Origin of the sequence: Antarcticimicrobium sp. (genome assembly GCF_029212575.1) — a bacterium.
Taxonomy (GTDB): Bacteria; Pseudomonadota; Alphaproteobacteria; order Rhodobacterales; family Rhodobacteraceae; genus Antarcticimicrobium.
Map to the genome: position 1 here is coordinate 16,862 of NZ_JARGPK010000068.1, position 23,466 is coordinate 40,327.

General features: G+C 66.3%; 21 protein-coding genes. 15 read left to right on the top strand and 6 right to left on the bottom strand.

Annotation, left to right across the window (positions count from 1 at the left end; all coding sequences use genetic code 11):
• Position 1 precedes the first annotated feature (1 nt).
• Positions 2–700, bottom strand: coding sequence for a B12-binding domain-containing protein (locus tag P1U75_RS15545; protein ID WP_300244985.1), 699 nt, complete (start codon positions 698–700; stop codon positions 2–4).
• A gap of 207 nt (positions 701–907) precedes the next feature.
• On the opposite strand from P1U75_RS15545, the gene P1U75_RS15550 reads away from it, so the two are divergent.
• Positions 908–1,984, top strand: a complete 1,077-nt coding sequence (locus P1U75_RS15550) for a PA0069 family radical SAM protein (protein WP_300244986.1) — start codon at positions 908–910, stop codon at positions 1,982–1,984.
• 65 nt (positions 1,985–2,049) lie between these two features.
• Positions 2,050–2,649 carry a class I SAM-dependent methyltransferase gene (locus P1U75_RS15555; RefSeq protein WP_300244987.1) on the top strand — a complete coding sequence of 200 codons (600 nt, stop codon included), beginning with the start codon at positions 2,050–2,052 and terminating at the stop codon, positions 2,647–2,649.
• A 154-nt stretch (positions 2,650–2,803) separates the two neighbouring features.
• Here P1U75_RS15555 and tkt read toward each other — a convergent pair whose 3' ends face one another.
• The gene (gene tkt / locus P1U75_RS15560; protein WP_300244988.1) at positions 2,804–4,828 is read right to left on the bottom strand and encodes a transketolase; all 2,025 of its coding nucleotides are present in this window, start codon (positions 4,826–4,828) and stop codon (positions 2,804–2,806) included.
• A gap of 257 nt (positions 4,829–5,085) precedes the next feature.
• Between tkt and P1U75_RS15565 the strand changes: the two genes are divergently transcribed.
• Together P1U75_RS15565 and P1U75_RS15570 are read left to right on the top strand one after the other, a co-directional pair.
• Positions 5,086–5,775 carry a hypothetical protein gene (locus P1U75_RS15565; RefSeq protein WP_300244990.1) on the top strand — a complete coding sequence of 230 codons (690 nt, stop codon included), beginning with the start codon at positions 5,086–5,088 and terminating at the stop codon, positions 5,773–5,775.
• Complete coding sequence (locus P1U75_RS15570) at positions 5,775–6,170, top strand: cell division protein ZapA (protein WP_300245006.1); 396 nt, start codon at positions 5,775–5,777, stop codon at positions 6,168–6,170. Before P1U75_RS15565 ends, P1U75_RS15570 begins: the two co-directional genes overlap by 1 nt.
• A gap of 83 nt (positions 6,171–6,253) precedes the next feature.
• Here the strand turns inward: P1U75_RS15570 and grxD are convergent, their stop codons facing one another.
• The 4 genes from grxD to P1U75_RS15590 form a co-directional block, all read right to left on the bottom strand.
• Positions 6,254–6,616 carry a Grx4 family monothiol glutaredoxin gene (gene grxD, locus P1U75_RS15575; protein WP_300244991.1) on the bottom strand — a complete coding sequence of 121 codons (363 nt, stop codon included), beginning with the start codon at positions 6,614–6,616 and terminating at the stop codon, positions 6,254–6,256.
• 32 nt (positions 6,617–6,648) lie between these two features.
• Complete coding sequence (locus P1U75_RS15580; RefSeq protein ID WP_300244992.1) at positions 6,649–6,891, bottom strand: BolA family transcriptional regulator; 243 nt, start codon at positions 6,889–6,891, stop codon at positions 6,649–6,651.
• An 80-nt stretch (positions 6,892–6,971) separates the two neighbouring features.
• Positions 6,972–9,131 (bottom strand): phosphoribosylformylglycinamidine synthase subunit PurL, encoded by a 2,160-nt coding sequence (gene purL, locus P1U75_RS15585; RefSeq protein WP_300244993.1) that lies wholly within the window; start codon positions 9,129–9,131, stop codon positions 6,972–6,974.
• 276 nt (positions 9,132–9,407) lie between these two features.
• Positions 9,408–10,313, bottom strand: coding sequence for a LysR family transcriptional regulator (locus tag P1U75_RS15590; protein ID WP_300245008.1), 906 nt, complete (start codon positions 10,311–10,313; stop codon positions 9,408–9,410).
• A gap of 174 nt (positions 10,314–10,487) precedes the next feature.
• Between P1U75_RS15590 and P1U75_RS15595 the strand changes: the two genes are divergently transcribed.
• The 11 genes from P1U75_RS15595 to P1U75_RS15645 form a co-directional block, all read left to right on the top strand.
• Positions 10,488–13,907, top strand: coding sequence for an indolepyruvate ferredoxin oxidoreductase family protein (locus P1U75_RS15595; protein WP_300244994.1), 3,420 nt, complete (start codon positions 10,488–10,490; stop codon positions 13,905–13,907).
• An 82-nt stretch (positions 13,908–13,989) separates the two neighbouring features.
• Positions 13,990–14,868, top strand: coding sequence for a lysophospholipid acyltransferase family protein (locus P1U75_RS15600; RefSeq protein ID WP_300244995.1), 879 nt, complete (start codon positions 13,990–13,992; stop codon positions 14,866–14,868).
• A gap of 7 nt (positions 14,869–14,875) precedes the next feature.
• The gene (gene murI / locus P1U75_RS15605) at positions 14,876–15,685 is read left to right on the top strand and encodes a glutamate racemase (protein ID WP_300244996.1); all 810 of its coding nucleotides are present in this window, start codon (positions 14,876–14,878) and stop codon (positions 15,683–15,685) included.
• A 68-nt stretch (positions 15,686–15,753) separates the two neighbouring features.
• A complete protein-coding gene (gene argC, locus P1U75_RS15610) occupies positions 15,754–16,782 on the top strand; it encodes an N-acetyl-gamma-glutamyl-phosphate reductase (RefSeq protein WP_300244997.1) in 1,029 nt (342 codons plus the stop codon).
• Between the two features lie 7 nt (positions 16,783–16,789).
• Entirely contained in the window at positions 16,790–17,236 is a 447-nt protein-coding gene (ccmE, locus tag P1U75_RS15615) for a cytochrome c maturation protein CcmE (RefSeq protein ID WP_300244998.1), read from the top strand.
• 187 nt (positions 17,237–17,423) lie between these two features.
• The gene (locus P1U75_RS15620) at positions 17,424–18,035 is read left to right on the top strand and encodes a holin-associated N-acetylmuramidase (RefSeq protein WP_300244999.1); all 612 of its coding nucleotides are present in this window, start codon (positions 17,424–17,426) and stop codon (positions 18,033–18,035) included.
• On the top strand, positions 18,026–18,604 hold the full coding sequence (locus P1U75_RS15625; protein WP_300245001.1) for a holin family protein: 579 nt from the start codon (positions 18,026–18,028) through the stop codon (positions 18,602–18,604). Before P1U75_RS15620 ends, P1U75_RS15625 begins: the two co-directional genes overlap by 10 nt.
• A 114-nt stretch (positions 18,605–18,718) precedes the next feature.
• A complete protein-coding gene (locus P1U75_RS15630) occupies positions 18,719–20,686 on the top strand; it encodes a heme lyase CcmF/NrfE family subunit (RefSeq protein ID WP_300245002.1) in 1,968 nt (655 codons plus the stop codon).
• Positions 20,683–21,159 (top strand): cytochrome c-type biogenesis protein, encoded by a 477-nt coding sequence (locus tag P1U75_RS15635; RefSeq protein WP_300245003.1) that lies wholly within the window; start codon positions 20,683–20,685, stop codon positions 21,157–21,159. Before P1U75_RS15630 ends, P1U75_RS15635 begins: the two co-directional genes overlap by 4 nt.
• 85 nt (positions 21,160–21,244) lie before the next feature.
• Complete coding sequence (locus P1U75_RS15640; protein ID WP_300245004.1) at positions 21,245–22,018, top strand: enoyl-CoA hydratase-related protein; 774 nt, start codon at positions 21,245–21,247, stop codon at positions 22,016–22,018.
• A gap of 70 nt (positions 22,019–22,088) precedes the next feature.
• Positions 22,089–23,466 (top strand): trypsin-like peptidase domain-containing protein (locus P1U75_RS15645; protein WP_300245005.1); only part of this gene is annotated, 1,378 nt, incomplete at its 3' end.

Consider the following 23,466-nt stretch of genomic DNA (forward strand, 5'->3'; position numbering starts at 1 on the left):
TTCAGGCGCTCATCGCGTTATGCTTGCGCGCGACATGGGCCTTTGCGGTTTCCACGGCAACCGCGGCGTCGCGGCAATAGGCATCGGCGCCGATGGCCTTGCCGAACTCCTCGTTCAGCGGCGCGCCGCCGACCAGGACGATGTAATCGTTGCGGATGCCCTGTTCGACCAGCGTGTCGATTACCACCTTCATGTAGGGCATGGTGGTGGTCAGCAGCGCCGACATGCCCAGGATGTCGGCATCCTCGCGGTCCAGTGCCTCGAGATAGTTTTCCACCGGGTTGTTGATACCCAGATCGACCACCTCGAACCCGGCGCCCTCCATCATCATCGAGACGAGGTTCTTGCCGATGTCGTGGATGTCGCCCTTGACGGTCCCGATCACCATCTTGCCGACGCGCGGCGCGCCGGTTTCGGCCAAGAGCGGTTTCAGGATGGCCATGCCACCCTTCATCGCGTTGGCGGCCAGCAGCACCTCGGGGACGAACAGGATGCCGTCGCGGAAATCGTTGCCGACGATGGTCATGCCGCCGACCAGCGCCTCGGTCAGGACGCGGTAGGGCGCCCAGCCGCGTTCGAGCAGGATGTTCACGCCCTCCTCGATCTCTTCGCGGAGACCGTCGTAAAGGTCGTCGAACATCTGCTGGACGAGTTCCTCGTCGTCGAGTTCGGAAAGGATGATTTCTTCTTCTTCGGACATGCGGCGGTGTTCCTTGACTGTCGGGATAATCCCGGTTGGTCCGTTTTTCTCTTTCTTGCCGGATGGGGGCGCGCGCACTTCGACAATTGCGACACCCGCGGCGCTGCAACCGACCATAGGGGTTAAAATGCGGAATTGATAATGAGCATTTCGCAGGAAGATCATGGGGTGGTTGCATGTGTTCTTCTTTTGTTCCATGATCTGCCGATGAGTTGCGAGAGTCCCATAGATACCGCCCGGCGCAGGGCGCGCGGCGCCGCCAGCAACCGGGCCGGGCGGTTCGACCTGGCCCGCAGCGAAGCGCATGACGGCTGGTCCGACCCCGAGCCGCCGCCGATCCGGACCGAGGTGCGCGACGAGGCGGTGCGCAGTGCGATCACCTACAACCGATCGCCCGATCTGCCGTTCGACCGCTCGGTGAACCCCTATCGCGGCTGCGAACACGGCTGCGTCTATTGTTTCGCGCGGCCAAGCCACGCCTACCTGGGGCTGTCGCCGGGGCTGGATTTCGAGACCCGTCTGCTGGCGCGTCCCGGCCTGCCCGAGATCCTGGCGCGCGAGCTGGGCGCGAAACGCTACAAGGTGGCCCCGATCGCCATCGGCACCAATACCGACCCCTATCAGCCGCTGGAGCGCGACCGCGGCATCACCCGCGCTGTGCTGGAGGTGCTGGCGGCGTTCAACCACCCGGTCGCCATCGTCACCAAGGGCACGCTGATCGAACGCGACCTGGACATTCTCGCGCCGATGGCGGCCAGGGGGCTGGCGCGCGTCGGCGTCTCGGTGACGACGCTGGACGCCGGGTTGTCGCGCCGGATGGAGCCGCGGGCGCCGGCCCCGGCGCGGCGGCTGGAGAGCATTCGCAGGCTCACGTCCGCGGGGGTGCCGGTGCGGCTGATGACCTCGCCCGTCGTGCCGGGGCTGACCGATCACGAGATCGAGGCGCTGCTGGAGGAGGGGCGCGCGGCGGGCGCCGACGCGGCCAGCTGGATCATGTTGCGGCTGCCGCGCGAGGTATCGCCGCTGTGGCAGGAGTGGCTGGCCGAGCATGAACCGGGGCGGGCGGACAAGGTGATGGCCCGGCTGCGCGAGATGCACGGCGGGCGTGATTACGATCCGCGCTGGGGCCACCGGATGCGCGGCGAGGGGGAATATGCCGCGATGATCGGGCAACGGTTCAAGGCGGCGGCGCGCCGGGCCGGGCTGGACGGGGCGGTGCCGGCGCTGCGCTGCGATCTGTTCGCCGTGCCGCCGCGGCCGGGGGATCAATTGTCGCTGTTCTGAACCGGCGGCTTGATCCCGCGTCCGGAGGGGGTCACAAACGGTCGAACGGGAACGGGAGGGCAGGGATGGTCGATTGGGATCAACGGTTCGCGCGGTCGGGGTATCTGTTCGGCACCGAGCCGGCGGCGTTCCTGCGCGCGCAGGCCGGGGGGCTGGCGCCGGGTTCGCGGGTGCTCTGCGTTGCGGATGGCGAGGGGCGTAACTCGTCCTACCTCGCCGGGTTGGGACACCGGGTGACGGCCTTTGATGCCTCGGGCGTGGCGCTGGACAAGGCCCGCGCGCTGGCGGTGGAGCGGGGCGTTTCGGTGGATTTCGTCCAGTCGGGAATCGAGGACTGGGACTGGTCGCGGACCCATGACGCGGTGGTGGGCGCGTTCATCCAGTTCGCGCCGCCCGAATTGCGTGACCGGCTGTTCGGCTGGATGGCGCAGGCGGTGGCGCCGGGGGGGCTTTTGCTGTTGCACGGCTATGCGCCGCGGCAGGTGGAATACGGCACCGGCGGGCCGCCACGTGCCGTCAACATGTACACCGAGGATCTGCTGCGCGCCGCCTATGACGGATGGGAGATCCTGCGGCTGGAGGATTACGACGCGGAGATCGACGAGGGGCCGGGGCATTCCGGCCTGTCGGCGCTGGTGGATCTGGTGGCGCGGAAGCCGGGGTGAGATCGCTTAGCACCGACCCGGACTGTGTCGCTGAGGGCCGCGCCCCCCCGGGGGGAGGGTCGGGCACGGCCCAATGGCCGGGCAACAACAGGTCAGAGGAAGAACTGAAAAGAGGCGCCAAAGCGCCCCTTTCCTTGCCCTTGATCGTGCCGGCCTATTTGCCTAGCAGCGCCTTGACCTTGTCCGCCAAGGCCTCGGCCGTGATGCCGAACTTCTCGTAGAGCACCTCGGCAGGGGCCGAGGCGCCGAAGCTCGTCATGCCGACGAAATCGGCCTTGCCCTCGCGGCCGCGCTCGCCCAGCAGCCAGCGGTCCCAGCCGCCGGCGCGGACCGCCGCCTCGACGCCCACGCGCACGGGCCCCGCCGGCAGCACCTTGCGGCGATAGGCCTCGTCCTGGTCTGCGAAAAGCTCCATGCAGGGCATCGAAACGACCCGGGTGCCGATCCCCGCCGCCTGCAACTGGTCACGCGCGGCCAGCGCGATGGACACCTCGGAGCCGGTGGCGATCAGGATCGCCTCGCGCTTGCCCGTCGCTTCGGCGAGCACATAGGCACCCTGTGCGGTCAGGTTGTTCATCTTGTGCTCCACCCGCACCGTCGGCAGCCCCTGCCGGGTCAGCGACAGCACGCTGGGCGTTTCCTTGGAGGTCAGGGCGAGTTCCCAGGCCTCCGCGGTCTCCACCGTGTCGGCGGGGCGGAAGACATAGGTGTTGGGCGTCGCGCGCGAAATCGCCAGATGCTCCACCGGCTGATGGGTCGGGCCATCCTCTCCCAGCCCGATGCTGTCATGGGTCATGACGAAGACGGTCGGGATGCGCATCAGCGCCGCCAGGCGCATCGCGGGACGGGCGTAGTCGGTGAAGGCCATGAAGGTGCCGCCGTAGGGGCGGACCCCGCCGTGCAGCGCCATACCGTTCATCGCCGCCGCCATGCCGTGTTCGCGGATGCCCCAGTGGATGTAGCGCCCCTTGCGGTTCTCGGGCAGGAACACGCCCAGATCGCCGGTCTTGGTGTTGTTCGAGCCGGTCAGGTCGGCTGAGCCGCCGACGGTCTCGGGCAGGATCGGGTTGACCAGCTCCAGCACCATTTCCGAGCTTTTGCGCGTGGCCAGCTTGTGCTGGGCCTCGCTTGCCTGTTTCTTGAGCGCGCGGATGGTGCCGGACAGGCGCTTGGGCACGTCCAGCGCGTAGGCGCGGGTGAACTCGGCCTGACGGCGTTCGGAAAGACCGTCGAAACGAACCTGCCAGTTGGCGCGTTCGACCGCGCCGCGCTGACCGATCTGTTCCCATTCCGCCTTGATCGTGTCGGGGATGTTGAACGGGGCGGCGGTCCAGCCATAGGCGGATTTGGCATCCTCGATCAGCTTGGCGTCGGTCAGCGCACCGTGCCCCTTGGAGGTGTCCTGCGCCGAGGAGCCTAGCGCGATATGCGTCTTGCAGGCGATCATCGAGGGCTTGCGGCTGGCCTTGGCCTTGTCCAGCGCGATGTCGATCGCCACGGGGTCGTGGCCGTCGATCTCCTGCACGTGCCAGCCCGAGGCGCGGAACCGTTGCAACTGGTCGGTGCTGTCGGCGATGTCGACGGTGCCGTCGATAGTGATGTTGTTGTTGTCCCACAGCACGATCAGCTTGCCCAGGCGCTGGCGGCCGGCAAAGGTGATCGCCTCCTGGCTGATGCCCTCCATCAGGCAGCCGTCGCCGGCGATGACATAGGTGTGGTGATCGACGACCTTCTTGCCATAGCGGGCGCGCTGGATCTCCTCGGCCATGGCGAATCCGACGGCGTTGGCGATGCCCTGTCCGAGCGGGCCGGTTGTGGTCTCGATCCCCGGCGCATGGCCGTATTCGGGGTGACCGGCGGTGATCGCGCCCCACTGGCGGAAGTTCTTGATCTGCTCCAGCGTCATCTCCGGATAGCCGGTGAGATAGAGCAGCGAATAGAGCAGCATCGAGCCGTGGCCCGCCGACAGGATGAAACGGTCACGGTCGGGCCAGTCGGGCGCGGCGGCGTCGAACTTCAGGTGCTTTTCGTACAGGACGGTGGCGACATCGGCCATGCCCATCGGCATGCCGGAATGGCCGGAGTTCGCGGCGGCGACGGCATCCAGCGTCAGCGTGCGGATCGCAGCGGCTTTGTTCCAGTGATCGGGATGGGCGGTGCGCAGGGCGGTCAAATCCACGAGTGTTTCCTCTGGCGTTGCTGGCAGATAGGCTGCTCAATACCAGCCGGGGGTCAAAGATCAAGCTTGGGTGGGGCGGGATCCGCCGCGCACTTAAGGTCTGGCGTCCAAGTGCTTGAAACCAAAGGGGGGGCATTTTCCCAAAGGTTTCGGTAGACTGGTTTGCAACCGGCCGCCGGCGCGATTCGGGGTGGCGGAGGCCGCCCGGTGCGGGTCCGGAAACGTGGTGGAACCAACCGCATGAAAAGGTAAGGGGCATGAGCCAGTTAGAGGAATTAGAGAGCCGGATCACGGCCGCGATGGAGCGGATACAGGCCGGGCTGGGCACGTTGTCGGAGCAGGCCGAACGCAGGGTGGAGGCGCACCAGCAGGCCGATGCGAATCTGGTCGAGGCGCTGGAAGAGGAAAAACTGGTCACGGCCCAGTTCGAGGAACGCCTGAGACGGACCAAGGCCAAGCACGCCGAGGAAATCGAGGCGCTGAGGGCGCAGATCGGCGATGCCGGCGCGGTCGAGGGGTTGCGCGCCGAGATCGAGGCGTTGAAGGCCCGGCTTGCCGATACCGGGGAAACCGATGCGTTGGCGGAGGAGGTTCAGCGGCTCAAGGCGGAACTTGCCGAGCGCGACCAGTCCAACCAGGCCGGGGCAGAGGCCGAGATGCTGAAGGTGCAACTGGAAAAACAGGCCGAGGCCACCGCCCGGCTCGACATGGACGTGCAGCGCCTGCGCCAGTCCAACGAGCGATTGCGCGCGGTCAATGCGGACCTGCGCGAGGCGAACCAGGCCGCGGTGGGCGAACCCAGCCTGATCAACCGGGCGATGCTGGCCGAACTCGAAGGGCTGCGCGCCACCCGTGCCACCGACGCGGCCGAGGCCGGTGCCATCCTGGCCCGGCTGGAACCCTTGCTGACCAATGCCCAGAATCTGCCGGAAGGGGAGGATGAATGATGCCCGAAGTGACCATTCATATCGGCGGGCGCGACTTCGAAGTGTCCTGCCAGGAGGGCGAGGAGAGCTTTCTGCACTCGGCCGCCAAGATGCTCGACGAAGAGGCGCGGGTGCTGTCGGACCAGATCGGCCGCATACCTGAGGGGCGGATGCTGTTGATGGCCGGGCTGATGCTGGCCGACAAGACCGCCGCGGTCGAGGACCGGATCAAGGAGGTCGAGGCGCAACTGGCCGAATGCACGGGCGAGCTGGCGCGTCTGCGCGACGTCCCGGCGCCGGAGGCGGAACGGATCGAGGTGCCGGTTGTGCCGGATTCCGTCACCGAGACCCTGGCGGAACTGGCGGCGCGCGCCGAGGCGCTGGCCGCCGAGGTCGAGGAGAAGGCCGCCAGTTGACCGGTGGGCATTACAGACATGAAAAAGGGGGCCGGCGGGCCCCCTTTGGTTTTCGATCCGATCGGCGTGCGTCCCTGGACGCCTCAGCCGTTGGCTTCGCGGATCTTGTCGGCGGCGTCCTTGTCGTAGGTCACGCCCTTGTCTTCAAAGAGTTTGTCCAGCTCGCCCGAGAGCGTCATCTCGGTGATGATGTCGCAGCCGCCGACGAACTCGCCCTTGACGTAGAGTTGCGGGATGGTCGGCCAGTCCGAGAAATCCTTGATGCCCTGGCGGATGTCGTCATCGGCCAGTACATTCACATCGGCGAAATTCACGCCCATGTAGTTGAGCACCCCGGCCACGCGGCTGGAGAATCCGCATTGCGGCATGTCCTTGGTGCCCTTCATGTAGAGCACGACGTCGTTGGCGGTGATGATGTCCTGGATGCGGTTTGCTGCGTCGGTCATGTGTCTGTCTCCGTGGAGGTGGGGCGCCGGGGTCAGTCCGGTGCCTTGGTGGTCAGGGCCAGCGCGTGCAATTCGCCCTGGGCGCCGTCCATCTTTCCCTTGAGCGCGGCATAGACCGCGCGCTGCTGCTGAACCCGGTTCTGGCCGCGAAAGCTTTCGTCGATCACTTCGGCGGCATAGTGGTTTCCGTCGCCGGCCAGGTCCGTGATGGTGACCTTGGCGCCGGGAAAGGCGGTGCGGATCAGTGTTTCGATTTCATGGGCCTGAATCGCCATGCGGGGTGTCTCCTGTTGGTCTTGCTCCAGATGTAGGACGCCCGCGGGAAACGTGCAAGCAGCCTGCACGTATTCCGGCGTCAGGCAAAGATCTGTTCGAAGCTGCCGCGATAGAGCGCCGACAATTCCGCAAGCGGCGCCTCGGAGCCGCCGAACCGTACGTTTTCGCCGCTGAATCGTCCAACCGAAGAAATCTGCACCCCGGCGCGGCCGGCCTCGATCATCAGCGCCTCGGCCTGGTCGAAGTTGCAGGCCACGAGGTAGCGGCCCTGGTCCTCGCCGAAGAGGGTCTCGGTGGCGTCGCTGTCGAGCAGCACGCCGACGCCGGAGCCTTCGGCCAGTTCGAAGGCGGCCAGCGCCAAGCCGCCGTCGGACAGGTCGGTGCAGGCGGTGACCAGCGCGCGGTTGGCGCGGATGAAATCGCCGTTGCGCTTTTCCGCGTCCAGATCGACCGAGGGCGCGTCGCCGTCCTCGCGGTTGAACACCTCGGCCAGAAGGGCGGACTGGCCCAGGTGGCCCGTCGTCTCGCCGACCAGCAGGGCGACATGCCCCTCGCGCACGGTGGTGCCGATGATGTCGTCCTCGTTGACGATCAGGCCGACGGCGCCGATGGTGGGCGTCGGCAGGATGCCCTGACCGTCGGTCTCGTTGTAAAGCGAGACGTTGCCGGACACGATCGGCATGTCGAGCGCCGCGCAGGCCGCCCCGATGCCCTGGATGGCACCGACGAACTGGCCCATGATCTCGGGCTTTTCGGGGTTGCCGAAGTTCAGGTTGTCGGTGCTGGCCAGCGGGGTGGCGCCCACGGCGGTGAGGTTGCGATAGGCCTCGGCGACCGCCTGCTTGCCGCCCTCGACCGGGTTCGCGCGCACGTAGCGCGGCGTCACGTCCGAGGTGAAGGCCAGAAGCTTGCCGCTTTCGTGCACCCGCACGATGCCCGCACCCAGCCCCGGGGTGCGGGCGGTGTCGGCCATCACCATGGTGTCGTACTGCTCATAGACCCATTGTTTCGCTGCATAATTGGGCGAGGAAATCAGCGCGCGCAGCCCGTCGATCGGGTCGATCTGGGGCACCTCGGCGAGCGGCTCGGCGGCGGGCGTCTCGACCCAGGGGCGGTCGTATTCGGGCGCTTCGGAGGAGAGTTTCGAGAGCGGCAGATCGGCCTTGGCCTCGTTATGATGCATGATGAGGAAGCGGTCCTCGGCGATGGTTTCGCCGACGATGGCAAAGTCGAGATCCCATTTGTCGAACACCGCGCGGGCCGCATCCTCTTTCTCTGGGAGCAGCACCATGAGCATGCGCTCCTGGCTTTCGCTGAGCATCATTTCATAGGCGGTCATGCCCTCCTCCCGGCAGGGCACCTTTTCAAGGTCGAGCCGCACGCCCAGATTGCCCTTGTCGCCCATTTCGACGGCGGAGCAGGTCAGGCCGGCCGCGCCCATGTCCTGGATCGAGATCACCGCGCCGGTGGCCATCAGTTCCAGCGTCGCCTCCATCAGGCGTTTCTCGGTGAAGGGGTCGCCGACCTGAACGGTGGGGCGCTTTTCCTCGATGGTGTCGTCGAACTCGGCGCTGGCCATGGTGGCGCCGCCAACGCCGTCGCGGCCGGTCTTGGCGCCGAGGTAGACTACGGGCATGCCGACGCCCGAGGCGGCAGAGTAGAAGATCTTGTCGGCATCCGCGAGGCCGGCGGCAAAGGCGTTGACCAGGCAGTTGCCGTTATAGGCGGGATGAAAGCGTACCTCGCCGCCCACGGTGGGCACGCCGAAACAGTTGCCATAGCCGCCGATGCCCTCGACCACGCCATGCACGAGGCGCCTGGTCCTGGGATGATCGACCTCGCCGAAAGAAAGCGAGTTCATCGCGGCGATGGGCCGCGCGCCCATGGTGAAGACATCGCGCAGGATGCCGCCCACGCCGGTCGCCGCGCCCTGGTAGGGTTCGATGTAGGAGGGGTGGTTGTGGCTCTCCATCTTGAAGACCACCGCCTGTCCGTCGCCGATATCGACGATGCCGGCGTTCTCGCCCGGGCCGCAGATCACCTGCGGGCCGTCGGTGGGCAGGGTGCGCAGCCATTTCTTCGAGGACTTGTAAGAGCAATGCTCGTTCCACATCGCCGAGAAGATGCCCAGTTCAGTAAAGCTCGGCTCGCGCCCGATGATCTCGAGGATGCGGTCGTACTCGTCGGGTTTCAGGCCGTGGCTTTCGATCAGCTCCGGAGTGATCTCTGGGTCTTGCATCGCTTGGGCATCTCCGCATGGCGTGGTTTGCGCTGTAATAGGGCAACGCCCGGTTGGGGAAAAGGGTCAAGCGCGCGGGGCCGGAATCTGGGGAAGGGCCCCGGACAAAAAAAGAGGCCGAGCACTAAGCTCGGCCATAGTCCAACAGGGAGGTATGAAGATGATGCGCAACTGGGCAGCATCGCCTTCGAGTGGTCATTTAGGGATCACAACGTGAACGATCAAGAGCAATCATGCCGCAAGTGCAGCATGACTGTCATGAGGTCAGTGCATAGCTCATATTTTTCCCAATTGGCGCAATTGCTTGCGGTGTGAAATAATCTCGTCCTGCACGAAGTCGCGGAACGCGGAGATGCGTTTGGAGTGCCGCAACTCTTCTGGATAGGCGAGGAACACCGGGACTTCGCCGGATTCGATCTCGGGCAGGACCCGGACCAGATGGGGAAAATCCTCGGTCAGGTAGTCGGGCAGGGCGCCGATGCCGAGATCGTGCAGCACCCCCTGCAGCACCCCGAAATAGTTGTTCACCGACAGCAGCGAATGCGGGTTGTTGGCCATCAGTTGCTGCACCATCAGCGCACCCGCCCCCACCTGCGGAGCCGAAGGGGTCTGACAGATCAGGCGGTGATCGGCGATGTCGGCGATATCCTCGGGCGTGCCATGGCGCCGCAGATAGTCCTGCGAGGCATAGAGCTGCATCTGCACGGTCATCAGCCGTTTGCGGATCAGGTCGGCCTGGCTCGGTTCCTTCATGCGGATGGCGACGTCGGCCTCGCGCATGGGCAGGTCGAGCACGCGTTCCTCCAGCATCAGGTCGATTTTCAGGTCGGGGTACTTGTCATAGAGCTTGGTCAGGCGCGGCGCCAGCCACAGGGTGCCGAAACCTGTGGTGGTGGTGACCTTGAGCACGCCGAAGACCTCTTCCTCGCTGTCGCGGATGCGGGCGGCGGCGGCTTCTAGGCGCTTGGTCATGGCGCGGGTGGCGTCGAACAGAAGCTCGCCCTGTTCGGTCAGAATCAGCCCGCGCGCGTGGCGGTGGAACAGGGTGCTGTTCAGCCCCTCTTCCAGCGCGCGAATCTGCCGACTGACCGCCGACTGAGACAGGTTGAGTCGCTCGCCCGCATGGGTGAGGCTGCCCGCATCGGCCACGGCGTGAAATATTCTAAGCTTGTCCCAATCCATATCTGTCACTTTCGTCCGCCGGCCTGTGCTCTACATACATTAGAGGGTTTACTGACACGTTCCATTTAGCTTCGTTTCGGAGTGTAGCAAAAAAACCCTGTTCAGGTCAGTAATCGTGACCTATTGTGAGGACAGCAACCAGTTGCAATCTGATCAGACGTGGGGAGGCGCCGAATGAGTACGCAGAAAATCTCGCTCAACGACCGTTTTGACCTGGAGAAAAGCCCGGTCCTGCTGAACGGGACGCAGGCCCTGGTCCGGCTCATGCTGATGCAGAAGGCCCGCGACCGCGCCGCGGGGCACAACACCGCCGGGCTGGTCACGGGGTACCGGGGCTCGCCCCTGGGGGCGGTCGATCTGCAGATGTCGCGGGCGGCGAAACCGCTGGCCGAAAGCGATGTCACCTTTCAGTACGGATTGAACGAGGACCTGGCGGCGACCGCCCTTTGGGGCAGTCAGCAGGCCGAGTTGCGCGGCGAGGGCAAGTACGACGGCGTCTTTGGCCTGTGGTACGGCAAGGGGCCGGGGGTGGACCGCTCCGGTGACGTGATCCGGCACGCCAACATGGCCGGCACCAGCGCGCTGGGCGGGGTGGTGATGGCGATGGGCGACGACCATACGGGTGAGTCGTCCACCGTGCTGCACCAGTCGGAATGGGCTTTGATGGATGCCTATATGCCCATCGTCAGCCCGGCAGGGGTGCAGGAGATCCTGGATTACGGCATCTACGGCTTTGCGCTGTCGCGGTTCTCGGGCCTCTGGGTCGGGCTGAAGACGATGAAGGACACCATCGAGGTGACCTCGGTCGTCGATGGCGATCCGGAGCGGGTGCACCTGGTGACGCCGCCCTTCGACATGCCCGAGGGCGGGCTGAATATCCGGCTGATCGACGACCGCGTGCCGCAGGAGGCGCGGATCATCGATTACAAGCGGTTTGCCGCCGAGGCCTTTGCCCATGCCAACAAGATCGACAAGCGGGTCTGGGGCAAGCCCGGCGCCAGGATCGGGCTGGTCGCGGCCGGCAAGAACTGGCTCGACCTGCAGCACGCGCTGACGTTGCTGAACATCGACGAGGGTGAGGCCGAGCGGCTGGGCATCACCACCTACAAGATCGGGCAGACCTTTCCGCTGGACATGAAGGGGTTCCACGACTGGGCCGAAGGGCTGGACCTGATCGTGGTGGTCGAGGAAAAGCGCAAGCTGATCGAGGTGCAGATCAAGGAGGCGATCTTTGACGACCGCCGCGGCCGCCGTGTGTACGGCTGGTACAAGGGCGGCGCCGGCGGCATCCACCGAGAGGAGCTGTTCCCGACCCGCGGCGCGCTGGACCCGATCATGATCGCGGAAAAGCTGGGCGGCATCCTGATCGAGGAGGGGCGCGAGACCGACCGTATCCGCGCCGGCATGCAGGCGCTGGACGATGCGCGGCGCAACGATAACGCCGAGGAGATCGCCAGCCGGCTGCCCTATTTCTGCTCGGGCTGTCCGCACAACACCGGCACCAAGGTGCCTGACGGGTCGCGCGCCTATGCCGGGATCGGCTGCCATTTCATGGTGCAGTGGATGGACCGCAACACGCTGGGGTTCACCCATATGGGCGGCGAGGGGGCCAACTGGATCGGCGAGGCGCCGTTTTCCAAGACGCCGCATGTGTTCCAGAACCTCGGCGACGGCACCTATAACCACTCGGGCGTGCAGGCGATCCGCGCCGCGCTGGCTGCGGGCACCAACATCACCTACAAGATCCTCTACAATGACGCCGTGGCGATGACCGGCGGGCAGGACAACGAGGGCGACCTGACGGCGCCGCGCATCGCGCACGAGCTCAAGGCGATGGGGGTCAAGCACCTCGCCGTCGTCTATGACGAGAAGGAAGACGTGGATTTCAAGGCGCTGCCCGCCGGGGTGCCGACCCATGAGCGCGCCGAACTGATGCAGGTGCAGGAGAAGATGCGCCAGACCGAGGGAGTCTCGGCCATCGTCTATATCCAGACCTGCGCCGCCGAGAAACGCCGCCGGCGCAAGCGGGGCACCTTTCCCGACCCGGACAAGCGGGTGTTCATCAACACCGACGTCTGCGAGGGCTGCGGCGATTGCGGCGTGCAGTCGAACTGCGTCTCGATCGTGCCGAAGGAGACCGAGCTGGGCCGCAAGCGGGCGATCGACCAGTCGTCGTGCAACAAGGATTTTTCCTGCGTCAAGGGGTTCTGCCCGTCCTTCGTGACGGTGCAGGGCGCCAAGATCCGCAAGGAGGCGACCGCCGAGCTGGACCTGCCGCATCTGCCGCTGCCCGAATTGCCGGCGATCGACGGCACCCATAACGTGGTGATCACCGGGGTCGGTGGCACCGGGGTGGTGACCATCGGCGCGGTGCTGGCGCAGGCCGCCCAGATCGACGGCAAGGGCGCAGGCATGATGGAGATGGCCGGGTTGGCGCAAAAGGGCGGCGCGGTGCATATCCACTGCCGCATCGCCGAAAAACCCGAGGACATCAGCGCCATCCGCGTCGCCACCGGGGAGTGCGACGCGCTGATCGGCGGCGACCTTGTGGTCAGCGCCGGGGCCAAGACGCTGGGGTTGATGACGACCGGGCGCAGCGGTGCCGTGGTCAACAGCCACGAGATCATCACCGGCGATTTCACCCGCAATACCGAGTTCACCATTCCGACCGACCGGCTGTCGCTGGCGCTGGAGGCGCGCCTGAAGGAGAACCTGTCGCTGTTCGATGCCTCGGAACTGGCGCGGGTCACGATGGGCGATTCGATCTATTCCAACATGATGGTGTTCGGCGGCGCCTGGCAGCGCGGGCTGATCCCGGTCAGCCTTGATGCGATCACCCAGGCGATCGAGCTGAATGGTGCTGCGGTGCAACAGAACCTGCGGGCCTTTGACATCGGGCGCTGGGCGGTGCTGCATCCGGGCGACGCCGGCAAGTTGCTGAAACCCAATGTGGTCGAGCTGCCCAAGTCGCTGGACGAGAAGATCGCCTATCGCGCCGAGCATCTGATCGCCTACCAAGGCAAGAGGCTGGCCAAACGGTACGGCAAAATGCTGGAGGGGATCGAGGACAGCGAGCTGAAGGAGGCGGTTGCCAAGGGGTATCACAAGCTGTTGGCCTACAAGGACGAATACGAGGTCGCCCGGCTGCTGTTGACGAGCCGCGACAAGGCAGCGCGCGAGTTCGATGGCGATTTGAAGATGAGTTTTCATCTGGCGCCGCCGATCCTGGGCGGCAAGGGGCCGGACGGACGCCCGATAAAGCGCGAATTCGGGGAATGGATGCTGCGGCCGATGAAGATCCTGGCGCGGATGAAGCGCCTGCGCGGCACGCCGCTGGACCTGTTCGGCTATAGCGCCGAGCGCAAGATGGAGCGCGCCCTGATCCGGCAATACGAAAGGGACATGAACGAGGTTCTGGCCAAGGTCACGCCCGAGACCCGCGATATCGCCCTCGCGCTGGCCGCGCTGCCGCTGGAGATCCGCGGCTTTGGCCCGGTGAAACTGGCCAGTGAGGCGAAGGCGGCCAAGCGGCGCGAAGAGCTGCTGGCGGCCTTTCGCCAAGGGGGACCGAACATGAAGGCGGCGGCGGAATAAGAGCTTCACAGAAGCGTCATAGGGTTTATGAACCTGCGTAACCTTTGGCGGCCTGCGCCGCCGATTCTGCCGGAGTTCGTGAATGCAATCGCGCCGCCATATTGCCCGCGATATCAGCTATGCCCATTCCGCCGCCACCAAGGGGGGGCGGGCGATGATTCGCCTGATGGAGAACACCACCGGGCGGCTTCGGCTGATCAAGCGTGCGGACGGTTATGAGTCAGAGGTCGCGGCCGGGCGCGATTTCTGGTTGGTGATGGTGGAACGCTATGGCCTGACCCTCGACGTGGTCGGCGGCGCGCTGGAGAACATCCCGCGCGAGGGGCCGCTGATCCTGATCGCCAACCATCCTTACGGCATTCTTGACGGTTTGATGATGGGGCATCTGCTGAGCGAGGTGCGCGGCGATTTCCGCATCCTTGCGCACCAGGTTTTTCGCAAGACCGAGGATCTGAACCGGATCATCCTGCCGATCTCCTTCGACGAGACCAAGGAGGCGGTGCGCAGCAATATCGAGACCCGCAAGGCCGCCCTTGAATACCTCGCGGACGGTGGCGCGATCGGCATCTTTCCGGGCGGGACGGTGAGCACGGCGGCCAGGCCGTTTTCGCACCCGATGGACCCGGGCTGGCGCGGGTTTACGGCACGGATGGTGGGCAAGTCGCGGGCCACGGTGGTGCCGGTATTCTTCGACGGGCACACCAGCCGGTTGTTCCAGATCGCCAGCCACCTGCACCAGACCCTGCGGCTGGGGCTGCTGATCAAGGAGTTTCGGAAACGGGTGGATACCCCGGTCCGCGTCGTGGTCGGCGACCCGATCGGGCGTGACATTCTCGACCCGATGGCCAAGGATGCGCGCAAGATGATGGATTTCCTGCGCAAAGCCACGTATGAGCTGTCACCGCAACCGCTGAAATCATACGATTACGGCTTTGAATTCGAGGAACGGCATCGCGCCTGACGATCCCATGGCAGTAGGCATTTTCGATTCCGGGCTGGGCGGGCTGACCGTCCTTGACGCCGTGCAGAAGCACCTGCCGGAGATGGAGTTTCTGTATTACGCCGATAGCGCGCATGCCCCCTATGGCGTGCGCGATGCCGAGGATATCTATCAGCTGACCAAATCCGCGGTCGAGGATTTGTGGAGCCGGGGCTGCGACCTGGTGATCCTGGCCTGCAACACCGCCAGCGCCGCCGCGCTGCGCCGGATGCAGGAGGCCGGTGTGCCCAAGGGCAAGCGGGTGTTGGGTGTCTTCGTGCCGCTGATCGAGGCGTTGACCGAGCGGCAATGGGGCGATAACTCGCCCCCGCGCGAGGTGGCGGTGAAGACCGTGGCGCTGTTTGCCACCCCCGCCACCGTGGCCAGTCGCGCGTTCCAGCGCGAGCTGGCGTTCCGCGCCATCGGCGTGGACGTAGAGGCGCAGGCCTGCGGCGGGGTGGTGGATGCCATCGAGGACGGTGACATGATCCTGGCCGAGGCGCTGGTGCGGTCCCATGTGGAGGCGTTGAAGCGCAAGATGCCGCATCCCGATGCGGCGATCCTGGGCTGCACCCACTACCCATTGCTGCAACAGGTGTTTCAGGATGCGCTGGGGCCGGAGGTTGCGGTCTATAGCCAGGCCAGCCTGGTCGCCGACAGCCTGGCCCATTACCTGGGGCGGCATCCGAACATGCAGGGCGACGGGGCCGGCGGATTCCTGACAACCGGTGATCCGAAGCGGGTCAGCGATCGGGCGGCGCAATTCTTGCGACGACAGATCACGTTTTCCAAGGCGTGATCCGCCTTTGGCCGTTCGTCGGCATATCGTCATGAAGTTATGTAAATTCAATAGGTAAGAGGTCGAAGATGACCCATAAGATCGCCATTCTGGGGGCCAGCGGATACACCGGGGCCGAGTTGATCCGCCTGATCGCCCAGCACCCCAACATCGAGATCGCGGCGCTTTCGGGCGAGCGCAAGGCGGGTATGGAGATGGCGCAGGTGTTCCCGCATCTGCGGCACATGGAGTTGCCCAGGCTGTGCCGGATCGAGGAGATCGATTTCTCCCGGATCGACTTGTGCTTTTGCGCGCTGCCGCACAAGACCAGCCAGGAGGTGATCAAGGCGCTGCCGGGGGATTTGAAGATCGTCGACCTGTCCGCCGATTTCCGGCTGCGCGATCCGGCGGAGTACGAGAAGTGGTATGGCAACCCCCATGCGGCGCTCGAGCAACAGGACGAAGCGGTCTACGGGCTGACCGAGTTCTACCGCGAGGAAATCCGGGGCGCGCGGCTGGTCGCGGGCACCGGCTGCAACGCGGCGACCGGGCAGTTTGCACTGCGGCCGCTGATCAGCGCCGGGGTGATCGACCTCGACGAGATCATCCTCGATCTGAAATGCGCGGTGTCTGGGGCCGGGCGGAGCCTGAAGGAAAACCTGCTGCACGCGGAGCTGAGCGAGGGCTACAACGCCTATGCGATCGGCAGCACCCATCGCCATCTGGGCGAGTTCGACCAGGAGTTCTCGAAGATCGCGGGGCGGCCGGTCAGGGTGCAGTTCACCCCGCACCTGATCCCGGCGAACCGGGGCATCCTCGCCACGGTCTATGTCAGGGGCGACGCGCAGGCGATCCATGACACGCTGGCGGCGGCCTATGTCGATGAGCCGTTCCTGCAGGTGCTGCCCTTTGGCGAGGCGCCGAGCACGCATCATGTGCGTGGCTCGAACTATTGCCATGTCGGGGTGGCCGCAGATCGCACCGAGGGGCGGGCCATCGTCTTTGCCGCGCTGGATAACCTGACAAAAGGTAGCAGCGGCCAGGCGTTGCAAAATGCCAACCTGATGCTAGGTGAGAAAGAGGAGGAGGGGCTGACAATGGCCCCGCTGTTCCCGTGAGGGTGTCATGAAGAATCTCAAGAAGCAGCGCCGCATCCAGGTTCTGTCCTTGGCCGCGATCGCGTTGGTGGTTTCAACCGCGCTGATCGGCTATGCCATGCGCGACGGGATAAACTTTTTCCGCGCGCCGAGCGAGATCGCGGCCGAACCGCCGTCGCCGTCCGAAGTGTTCCGCATCGGCGGTCTGGTCGAGGAAGGCACGCTGGTGCGCGGGCAGGGCGAGACCGTGCGCTTCTCGGTGACCGATGGCGGCGCGACCATTCCGGTGACCTTCACCGGCGTGCTGCCCGATCTCTTCGACGAGAACCAGGGCATGATCGGCACCGGACAATACGTGAACGGCGTGTTCGAAGCGACTGAAATCCTTGCGAAACACGATGAGACTTATATGCCGAAGGAAGTGATCGACGCGCTGAAGGACCAGGGCGTCTATCAGGAACCCGGGGAAAGCTGACACCAGCGCGCGCGGCGCAGCGGAAATCGCCCCTGCGGGGCGTGCCTCCGGCGGGAGTATTTCACGCCAGAAAAGGACCGCCGGGCCGGGTGTTGCGCCCGGCGCCTACCTGCGGCGAACGGCGCCGTGATCCAGAATTAACCTATTTGCCGCAGCGTTCTCCGCGTTTCCCGACAGGAGGGCACGGATGCAAAACGTGCGGCAAATCGCCGAAGAGATCGTCGAGCGCGAGGGCGGATTCGTCAACGACCCGGACGATCCGGGCGGGGCGACCAATCACGGCGTGACCATTCACACGCTGCGGCGGCTGGGGCTGGACCTGACCGGCGACGGCGCGGTCGGCGTGGCCGATGTGCGCGCGCTGAGCCGGGCGCAGGCGGTGGAGATCTATCTGACCCATTACTACGCGCGGCCCCGGATCGCGGAGATGCCCGAGGCGCTGCAGCCGGCGCTGTTCGACATGTATGTGAACGCCGGGGCGAACGCGGTGAAGATCCTGCAGCGGCTGCTGCGCGAGATGGGGCATCCGGTGGCGGTGGACGGGGTGATCGGGCCGCAGTCCATCGCCGCCGCGCGCGATGCGGCGCTGCCCGAGCCTGTGGCGCTGCGCGATGCCTACGGGGTGGCGCGGCGGAATTATTACTTTCGCCTTGCCGATCACCGTCCGGCGAGCCGGAAGTACGCCCGCACCCGTTCCGGCGGCAAGGGCGGCTGGATCCTGCGGGCCGAGGCGTTTGTGTCACCACGCTATCACATGAGCGAGGCGGAGTTTCGCGAAAGGGTGGCGGCATGGGGATGATAGCCGATCTTCTTTCCACGTTGTTCGGACGCGGGAACAATGTCTTCCGCGAGACGGTTGAAGTGTTTCGTGAAAACGCCGAGGCCGGGGCGCAGCGGGACGCAAGCGTTCAGCACGATGCGCTGGCGCAATACGGGGCGGAGTTTGCCCGCCCGCGACAGGGGATGTTCGACCGGCTCATCGACGGGCTCAATCGCCTTCCGCGCCCGGCGCTGGCCCTTGGCACGCTGGGGCTGTTTACCTCGGCGATGATCGACCCTCTGTGGTTCGCCACCCGGATGCAGGGCATCGCGCTGGTGCCTGAGCCGCTGTGGTGGCTGCTGGGGGTGATCGTCTCGTTCTATTTCGGGGCGCGGCACCAGAGCAAGCAGCAGGCGGTGCAGCGCGATCTTGCGGCGCATCTGGCGATGGCGCCGGCGGTGATGCGCAACATCGCGGCGCTGGACGGGGTGCAGCACGACACCCCCGATGCGGCCGGTCCCGATGATGATCCGCTTTTGGCGTCTGAGGCGACATGGGCGGAGGGTAACCCTGCGCTGGAGGACTGGCGGGCGTTGCGCGCCCGGTAAGCTGCGCTCCCCTTTTGCTGCACAGAGAATGGTGCGGGGGGATGCGACAATGTGATCGCGCGGCGGTCGCGAAAGGGATTGGCCGCGCGCGGTCGCCCCCCTATACATCGGGGCATGATTACAGAACTCGGACACTTCGCCCTCGTGCTGGCCTTCATGGCCGCAATCGTACAGATGATCGTGCCGATGGTGGGCGCGCACAAGAGGTGGCCCGGCTGGATGGCCGTGGCCGAGCCGGCGGCGACGCTGCAGTTCCTGATGACTGCATTTGCCTTTGCGGCGCTGATGCATGCCTTCGTCACCTCGGATTTCTCGCTGCGGGTGGTGGTGCTGAACAGCCATTCGGCCAAGCCGCTGCTATACAAGATCAGCGGGCTCTGGGGCAACCACGAGGGGTCGATGCTGCTCTGGGTGCTGATCGTGTCGCTGTTCGGAGCTACGGCGGCCTGGTTCGGGGGCAACCTGCCGCCGACGCTGCGGGCGCGGGTGCTGGCGGTGCAGGCGGCGATCGGGGTGGCCTTCTATGCCTTCATCCTTTTCACCTCCAACCCGTTCCTGCGGCTGGCCGTGCCGCCGTTCGACGGCGAGGATCTGAACCCGCTGCTGCAGGATCCTGGTCTCGCCTTTCACCCGCCGTTTCTCTACCTCGGCTACGTCGGGCTGAGCATGGCGTTCAGCTTTGCCGTCGCCGCCCTGATCGAGGGGCGGGTGGACGCCGCCTGGGCCCGCTGGGTGCGGCCCTGGACGCTGGCGGCCTGGATCTTCCTGACCATCGGTATCGCTCTGGGCTCCTGGTGGGCCTATTACGAGCTGGGCTGGGGCGGGTTCTGGTTCTGGGACCCGGTCGAGAACGCGAGCTTCATGCCCTGGCTGCTGGCCGCCGCGCTGCTGCATTCCGCCATCGTGGTGGAAAAGCGCGAGGCGCTGAAAAGCTGGACCATCCTGCTGGCGATCCTCGCCTTCGGCTTCTCGCTGATCGGTACCTTCATCGTTCGGTCCGGTCTGCTGACCTCGGTGCATGCCTTTGCCAACGACCCCGAGCGCGGGGTGTTCATCCTGATCATCCTGGCCGCCTTCACCGGCGGGGCGCTGATGCTTTTCGCGGCGCGCGCCGGCGTAATGGAGGCGCGCGGCGTCTTTGGCATGGTCAGCCGGGAAAGCGCGCTGGTGGTGAACAACATCCTGCTGGCGGTCTCCAGTTTCGTCATCTTCTTCGGTACGCTCTGGCCGATCGTGGCCGAGATGGCGTTCGACCGGAAGCTGAGCGTCGGGCCGCCGTTCTTCAACTCGGCCTTCACCCCGTTCATGGTTCTCTTGGGGCTGGTTCTGCCGATCGGCGCGATGCTGCCGTGGAAGCGCGGGCGGCTGGGGCGCGTGGCGTGGTCGCTGCGCTATGTCTTCATGTTGGCGGTGGCGCTGGCGCTGCTGGTCTGGGCGATGCAGACCGGGCGCAGCACGCTGGGGCCGGTGGGCGTGTTCCTGGGCGCCTGGATCGTGTCGGGCGCGGCGCTGGATCTGTGGTCGCGCACCGGGCGCGGCGGCAACCGTCTGGGCCGGCTGGTCCGTCTGCCTCGGGCCGACTGGGGCAAGGGGGTGGCGCATGCCGGGCTGGGTGCGACGCTCTTTGCCATTGCAGGGCTGACCGCCTGGGAGAGCGAGGACATCCGCGTGGTCCAGCTGAACGCGCCGTTCGAGGTGGGGGCCTATACCCTGACCCTGACCAAGGTCGAGCAGCTGCGCGGGCCGAACTATTTCTCGACCACGGGGACTGTGGAGCTGGCGCGCGGCGGGCGGGTCCTGTCGGTGCTGCACCCTGAAAAGCGCACCTATCCCGTGGCGCAGATGCCGACCACCGAGGCGGCGATCGACAACGGGATCACCCGCGATGTCTATGTGGTGATCGGGGATCGCCAGGACGATGGCGGCTGGGCGGTGCGGACCTATATCAAGCCCTTTGCCAACTGGATCTGGGGCGGTGCGATGCTGATGGCGCTTGGCGGGCTGCTGAGCCTGAGCGACCGGCGGTTCCGTGTGGCGGCCGGGGCGCGCAAGGGTGCCAAGCAGGCGGTGGCGGCGGAATGAGGCGCATTTCGCAGGCGATCCGGGGGCTGCTGCTAGGGTTTTCGCTGACGTTGGCGGCGCCGGTTTTCGCCGTGCAGCCGGACGAGATCCTGGCCGATCCTGCGATGGAGGCGCGCGCGCGGGAGATCAGCAAGGATCTGCGCTGCCTGGTGTGCCGCAACGAGAACATCGACGAATCCAACGCCGAGCTGGCCCGTGATCTGCGCCTTTTGGTGCGCGAGCGGTTGGTGGAGGGCGACAGCAACGAGGAAGTCGTCGATTTCATCGTCGACCGCTATGGCGAGTTCGTGTTGCTGCGGCCGACCACGACCGGGGCGAACTGGCTGCTCTGGGCCGCCGGGCCGCTGATGTTGCTGATGGCGGCGGCGATGGCCTGGGCCTATCTTCGCGGCAGGGCCCGCGCCGATCGCCCGCAGGAAAGCGCGCTGACCCAGGACGAGAAGGACCGGCTGCTCCGCATTCTCGAGGACTGACGCGCGGTCGCCCCTTTCCCTCGGGGTTCGCATCGGCCACTCTCCGCACGACACTTCTGATGCGACCGTGCGGAGAAACAGGGCGATGCAATACCAGACCATCACGCTTGAGATCGACGGCGGGCTTGCCGTTCTGACGCTGAACCGGCCCGACAAGATGAACGCGCTGTCGGCCCAGATGCGCGCCGAGATCACCCATGCGATGACCGATGCGGCCAAGCGCGCCCGCGCGGTGGTGTTGACCGGGGCCGGGGCGGCGTTCTGTACCGGGCAGGATCTGGGCGACGCCGGCGGCGGGGTGCCGGACCTGGAGCGGATCCTGCGCGACGAATATACCCCGATGCTGCAGGCGATCTACGACTGCCCGGTGCCGACGCTGGCGGCGGTCAATGGCCCGGCGGCGGGCGCGGGGGCCAATCTGGCGCTGGCCGCCGACGTTGTGATCGCGTCTGAGCGCGCCTATTTCCTGCAGGCCTTTACCCGGATCGGGCTGATCCCGGATGCCGGCGGCACCTGGTTCCTGCCGCGCCAGGTGGGGCTGGCCAAGGCGATGGGCGCGGCGCTGTTCGCGGATCGCATCCCGGCGCGGCAGGCCGAAAGCTGGGGCATGATCTGGGAGGCGGTCGAGGACGAGGCCTTCGACGCCCATTGGCGCCGCCGCGCGGCCTATCTGGCCAAGGGGCCGACCCAGGCCTTTGCCGCGGTCAAGACGGCGATGCGGGGCAGTTTCGATACCGGGCTGGAGGACCAGCTTGCCATCGAGGCCCGGCTGCAGGGCGATTGTGGCCGCACCCGCGATTTCAAGGAGGGGGTCGTGGCCTTCATCGAGAAACGCGCCGCGATATTCGAGGGGCGCTGAGCCGCGTGCGCGGATCGTGCAAGGGAAATTGCATTGACAGCCGGGGGCAAAAGGCGTGGCATCGGGCGCGATGACAGCCCTGAGCCATAGCCCGGCCGTCGCGGCGCTGGAACACCTGACAGGTCGCTGCCGCGGCGAGGTGACGTGGATCACCGGTGCCCGCATCGGCCTTTGGCTGGCTGCGGACGGCGCGCTTGTTTCCGTCGGCGAGGAGGAGGCGGCGCCGGCCGGAGCGGTGCTGGCGGCGCGGCTGGCCCGCAGCGGCGGGGTGTTCGATGTCGATGCGGCCGCTGGGGCCGAGCTTTGGGTCAACGGGCGCGCCACCGGGGCGGCCCGGCTGAACCCCGGCGACCTGATCGAGTTCGGCGAGGTCGGGCCGATTTCGCGGTTCCGGGTCTACGACAGTCAGCGCCGCCCGCAACCCACCCTGGGAGAGATCGTCGGCGACAGCCTGTCTTACATGCACAGCAGCCGCCGGCCGCTGCCGGCGCGGGCGGCGCGGGCCTCGGGCGATTTGACGCGGCGATTGCTGCGCGACACCACCGTGTGGTTCCGGGTCATGGTGCTGCTGATGCTGACATTGCTGAGCGTCACGGTCTACCTGCAGTATCGCACCGATCAGCGCCTGCGTGCCGAGATCGAAAGCGGCGGTCTGCAGGTCGATGTTCTTGCCGCGGAACTGGCCTCAGCGCGGCGGGACGCGATCCGGCAGGGCGATCTGAATGCCCTGCGCGAGGATCTGCGCAGCCGGTTGAGCACGACGTCGGAGCGGCTGGAGACGCTGGAGGCGCGCTCCGAGGCCGCCCGGCGGGTGATCGGCGCGGCGCGGCCTTCTGTGGCCTTCCTCCAGGGCAGCTACGGGCTGCGCGACCGCGAGAGCGGGCTGATGTTGCGGCATGTGCTGGGCCCTGGCGGGGTGCCGCTGTTGCAGCCGGGGGGGCAGCCGTTCCTGTCGCTGCTGGGCGAGGGGCCGGTCGCCGAGGTGCAGTTCAATGGCACCGGCTTCGTTCTGGAGGCGGGGGCGGTGTTGGTCACCAACCGGCACGTCGCCCGGCCCTGGGATGAAAACCCGAACTTCCGCAGTGGCACCGCGCCGCTGGAGCCGGTGATGACCCGTTTTCTGGCGTATTTCCCGGGGCGGCCCGACCCGGTGGCGCTGCACCTCGACCGCGTGAGCGATGCGGTGGACCTGGCCTTGCTGGTGCCGGAGGAGGGGGCGGATCTGCCGCCCGGGCTGAGGCTGGCCGAGGCCGACCCGGCGGCGGGAGACGCGGTGATCGTGATGGGCTATCCGACCGGGCTGATGTCGCTGCTGGCGCAGTCCGGCGCGCAGTTCGTCGAGGATCTGCAGGCAGCGGGGGAAACCGGCTTCTGGCAGGTGGCGGCGCGGCTGGCCGAGGCCGGGTTGATCTCGCCCCTGGCCAGCCGCGGCATCGTCGGGCAGGCGA

Excerpts from the sequence above, each read along its gene's own strand:
- P1U75_RS15545 (WP_300244985.1), bottom strand. The coding sequence starts at position 700 with ATGTCCGAAGAAGAAGAAATCATCCTTTCCGAACTCGACGACGAGGAA.
- P1U75_RS15550 (WP_300244986.1), top strand. The coding sequence starts at position 908 with ATGAGTTGCGAGAGTCCCATAGATACCGCCCGGCGCAGGGCGCGCGGC.
- P1U75_RS15555 (WP_300244987.1), top strand. The coding sequence starts at position 2,050 with ATGGTCGATTGGGATCAACGGTTCGCGCGGTCGGGGTATCTGTTCGGC.
- P1U75_RS15565 (WP_300244990.1), top strand. The coding sequence starts at position 5,086 with ATGAGCCAGTTAGAGGAATTAGAGAGCCGGATCACGGCCGCGATGGAG.
- P1U75_RS15570 (WP_300245006.1), top strand. The coding sequence starts at position 5,775 with ATGCCCGAAGTGACCATTCATATCGGCGGGCGCGACTTCGAAGTGTCC.
- grxD (WP_300244991.1), bottom strand. The coding sequence starts at position 6,616 with ATGACCGACGCAGCAAACCGCATCCAGGACATCATCACCGCCAACGAC.
- P1U75_RS15580 (WP_300244992.1), bottom strand. The coding sequence starts at position 6,891 with ATGGCGATTCAGGCCCATGAAATCGAAACACTGATCCGCACCGCCTTT.
- purL (WP_300244993.1), bottom strand. The coding sequence starts at position 9,131 with ATGCAAGACCCAGAGATCACTCCGGAGCTGATCGAAAGCCACGGCCTG.
- P1U75_RS15590 (WP_300245008.1), bottom strand. The coding sequence starts at position 10,313 with ATGGATTGGGACAAGCTTAGAATATTTCACGCCGTGGCCGATGCGGGC.
- P1U75_RS15595 (WP_300244994.1), top strand. The coding sequence starts at position 10,488 with ATGAGTACGCAGAAAATCTCGCTCAACGACCGTTTTGACCTGGAGAAA.
- P1U75_RS15600 (WP_300244995.1), top strand. The coding sequence starts at position 13,990 with ATGCAATCGCGCCGCCATATTGCCCGCGATATCAGCTATGCCCATTCC.
- murI (WP_300244996.1), top strand. The coding sequence starts at position 14,876 with ATGGCAGTAGGCATTTTCGATTCCGGGCTGGGCGGGCTGACCGTCCTT.
- argC (WP_300244997.1), top strand. The coding sequence starts at position 15,754 with ATGACCCATAAGATCGCCATTCTGGGGGCCAGCGGATACACCGGGGCC.
- ccmE (WP_300244998.1), top strand. The coding sequence starts at position 16,790 with ATGAAGAATCTCAAGAAGCAGCGCCGCATCCAGGTTCTGTCCTTGGCC.
- P1U75_RS15620 (WP_300244999.1), top strand. The coding sequence starts at position 17,424 with ATGCAAAACGTGCGGCAAATCGCCGAAGAGATCGTCGAGCGCGAGGGC.
- P1U75_RS15625 (WP_300245001.1), top strand. The coding sequence starts at position 18,026 with ATGGGGATGATAGCCGATCTTCTTTCCACGTTGTTCGGACGCGGGAAC.
- P1U75_RS15630 (WP_300245002.1), top strand. The coding sequence starts at position 18,719 with ATGATTACAGAACTCGGACACTTCGCCCTCGTGCTGGCCTTCATGGCC.
- P1U75_RS15635 (WP_300245003.1), top strand. The coding sequence starts at position 20,683 with ATGAGGCGCATTTCGCAGGCGATCCGGGGGCTGCTGCTAGGGTTTTCG.
- P1U75_RS15640 (WP_300245004.1), top strand. The coding sequence starts at position 21,245 with ATGCAATACCAGACCATCACGCTTGAGATCGACGGCGGGCTTGCCGTT.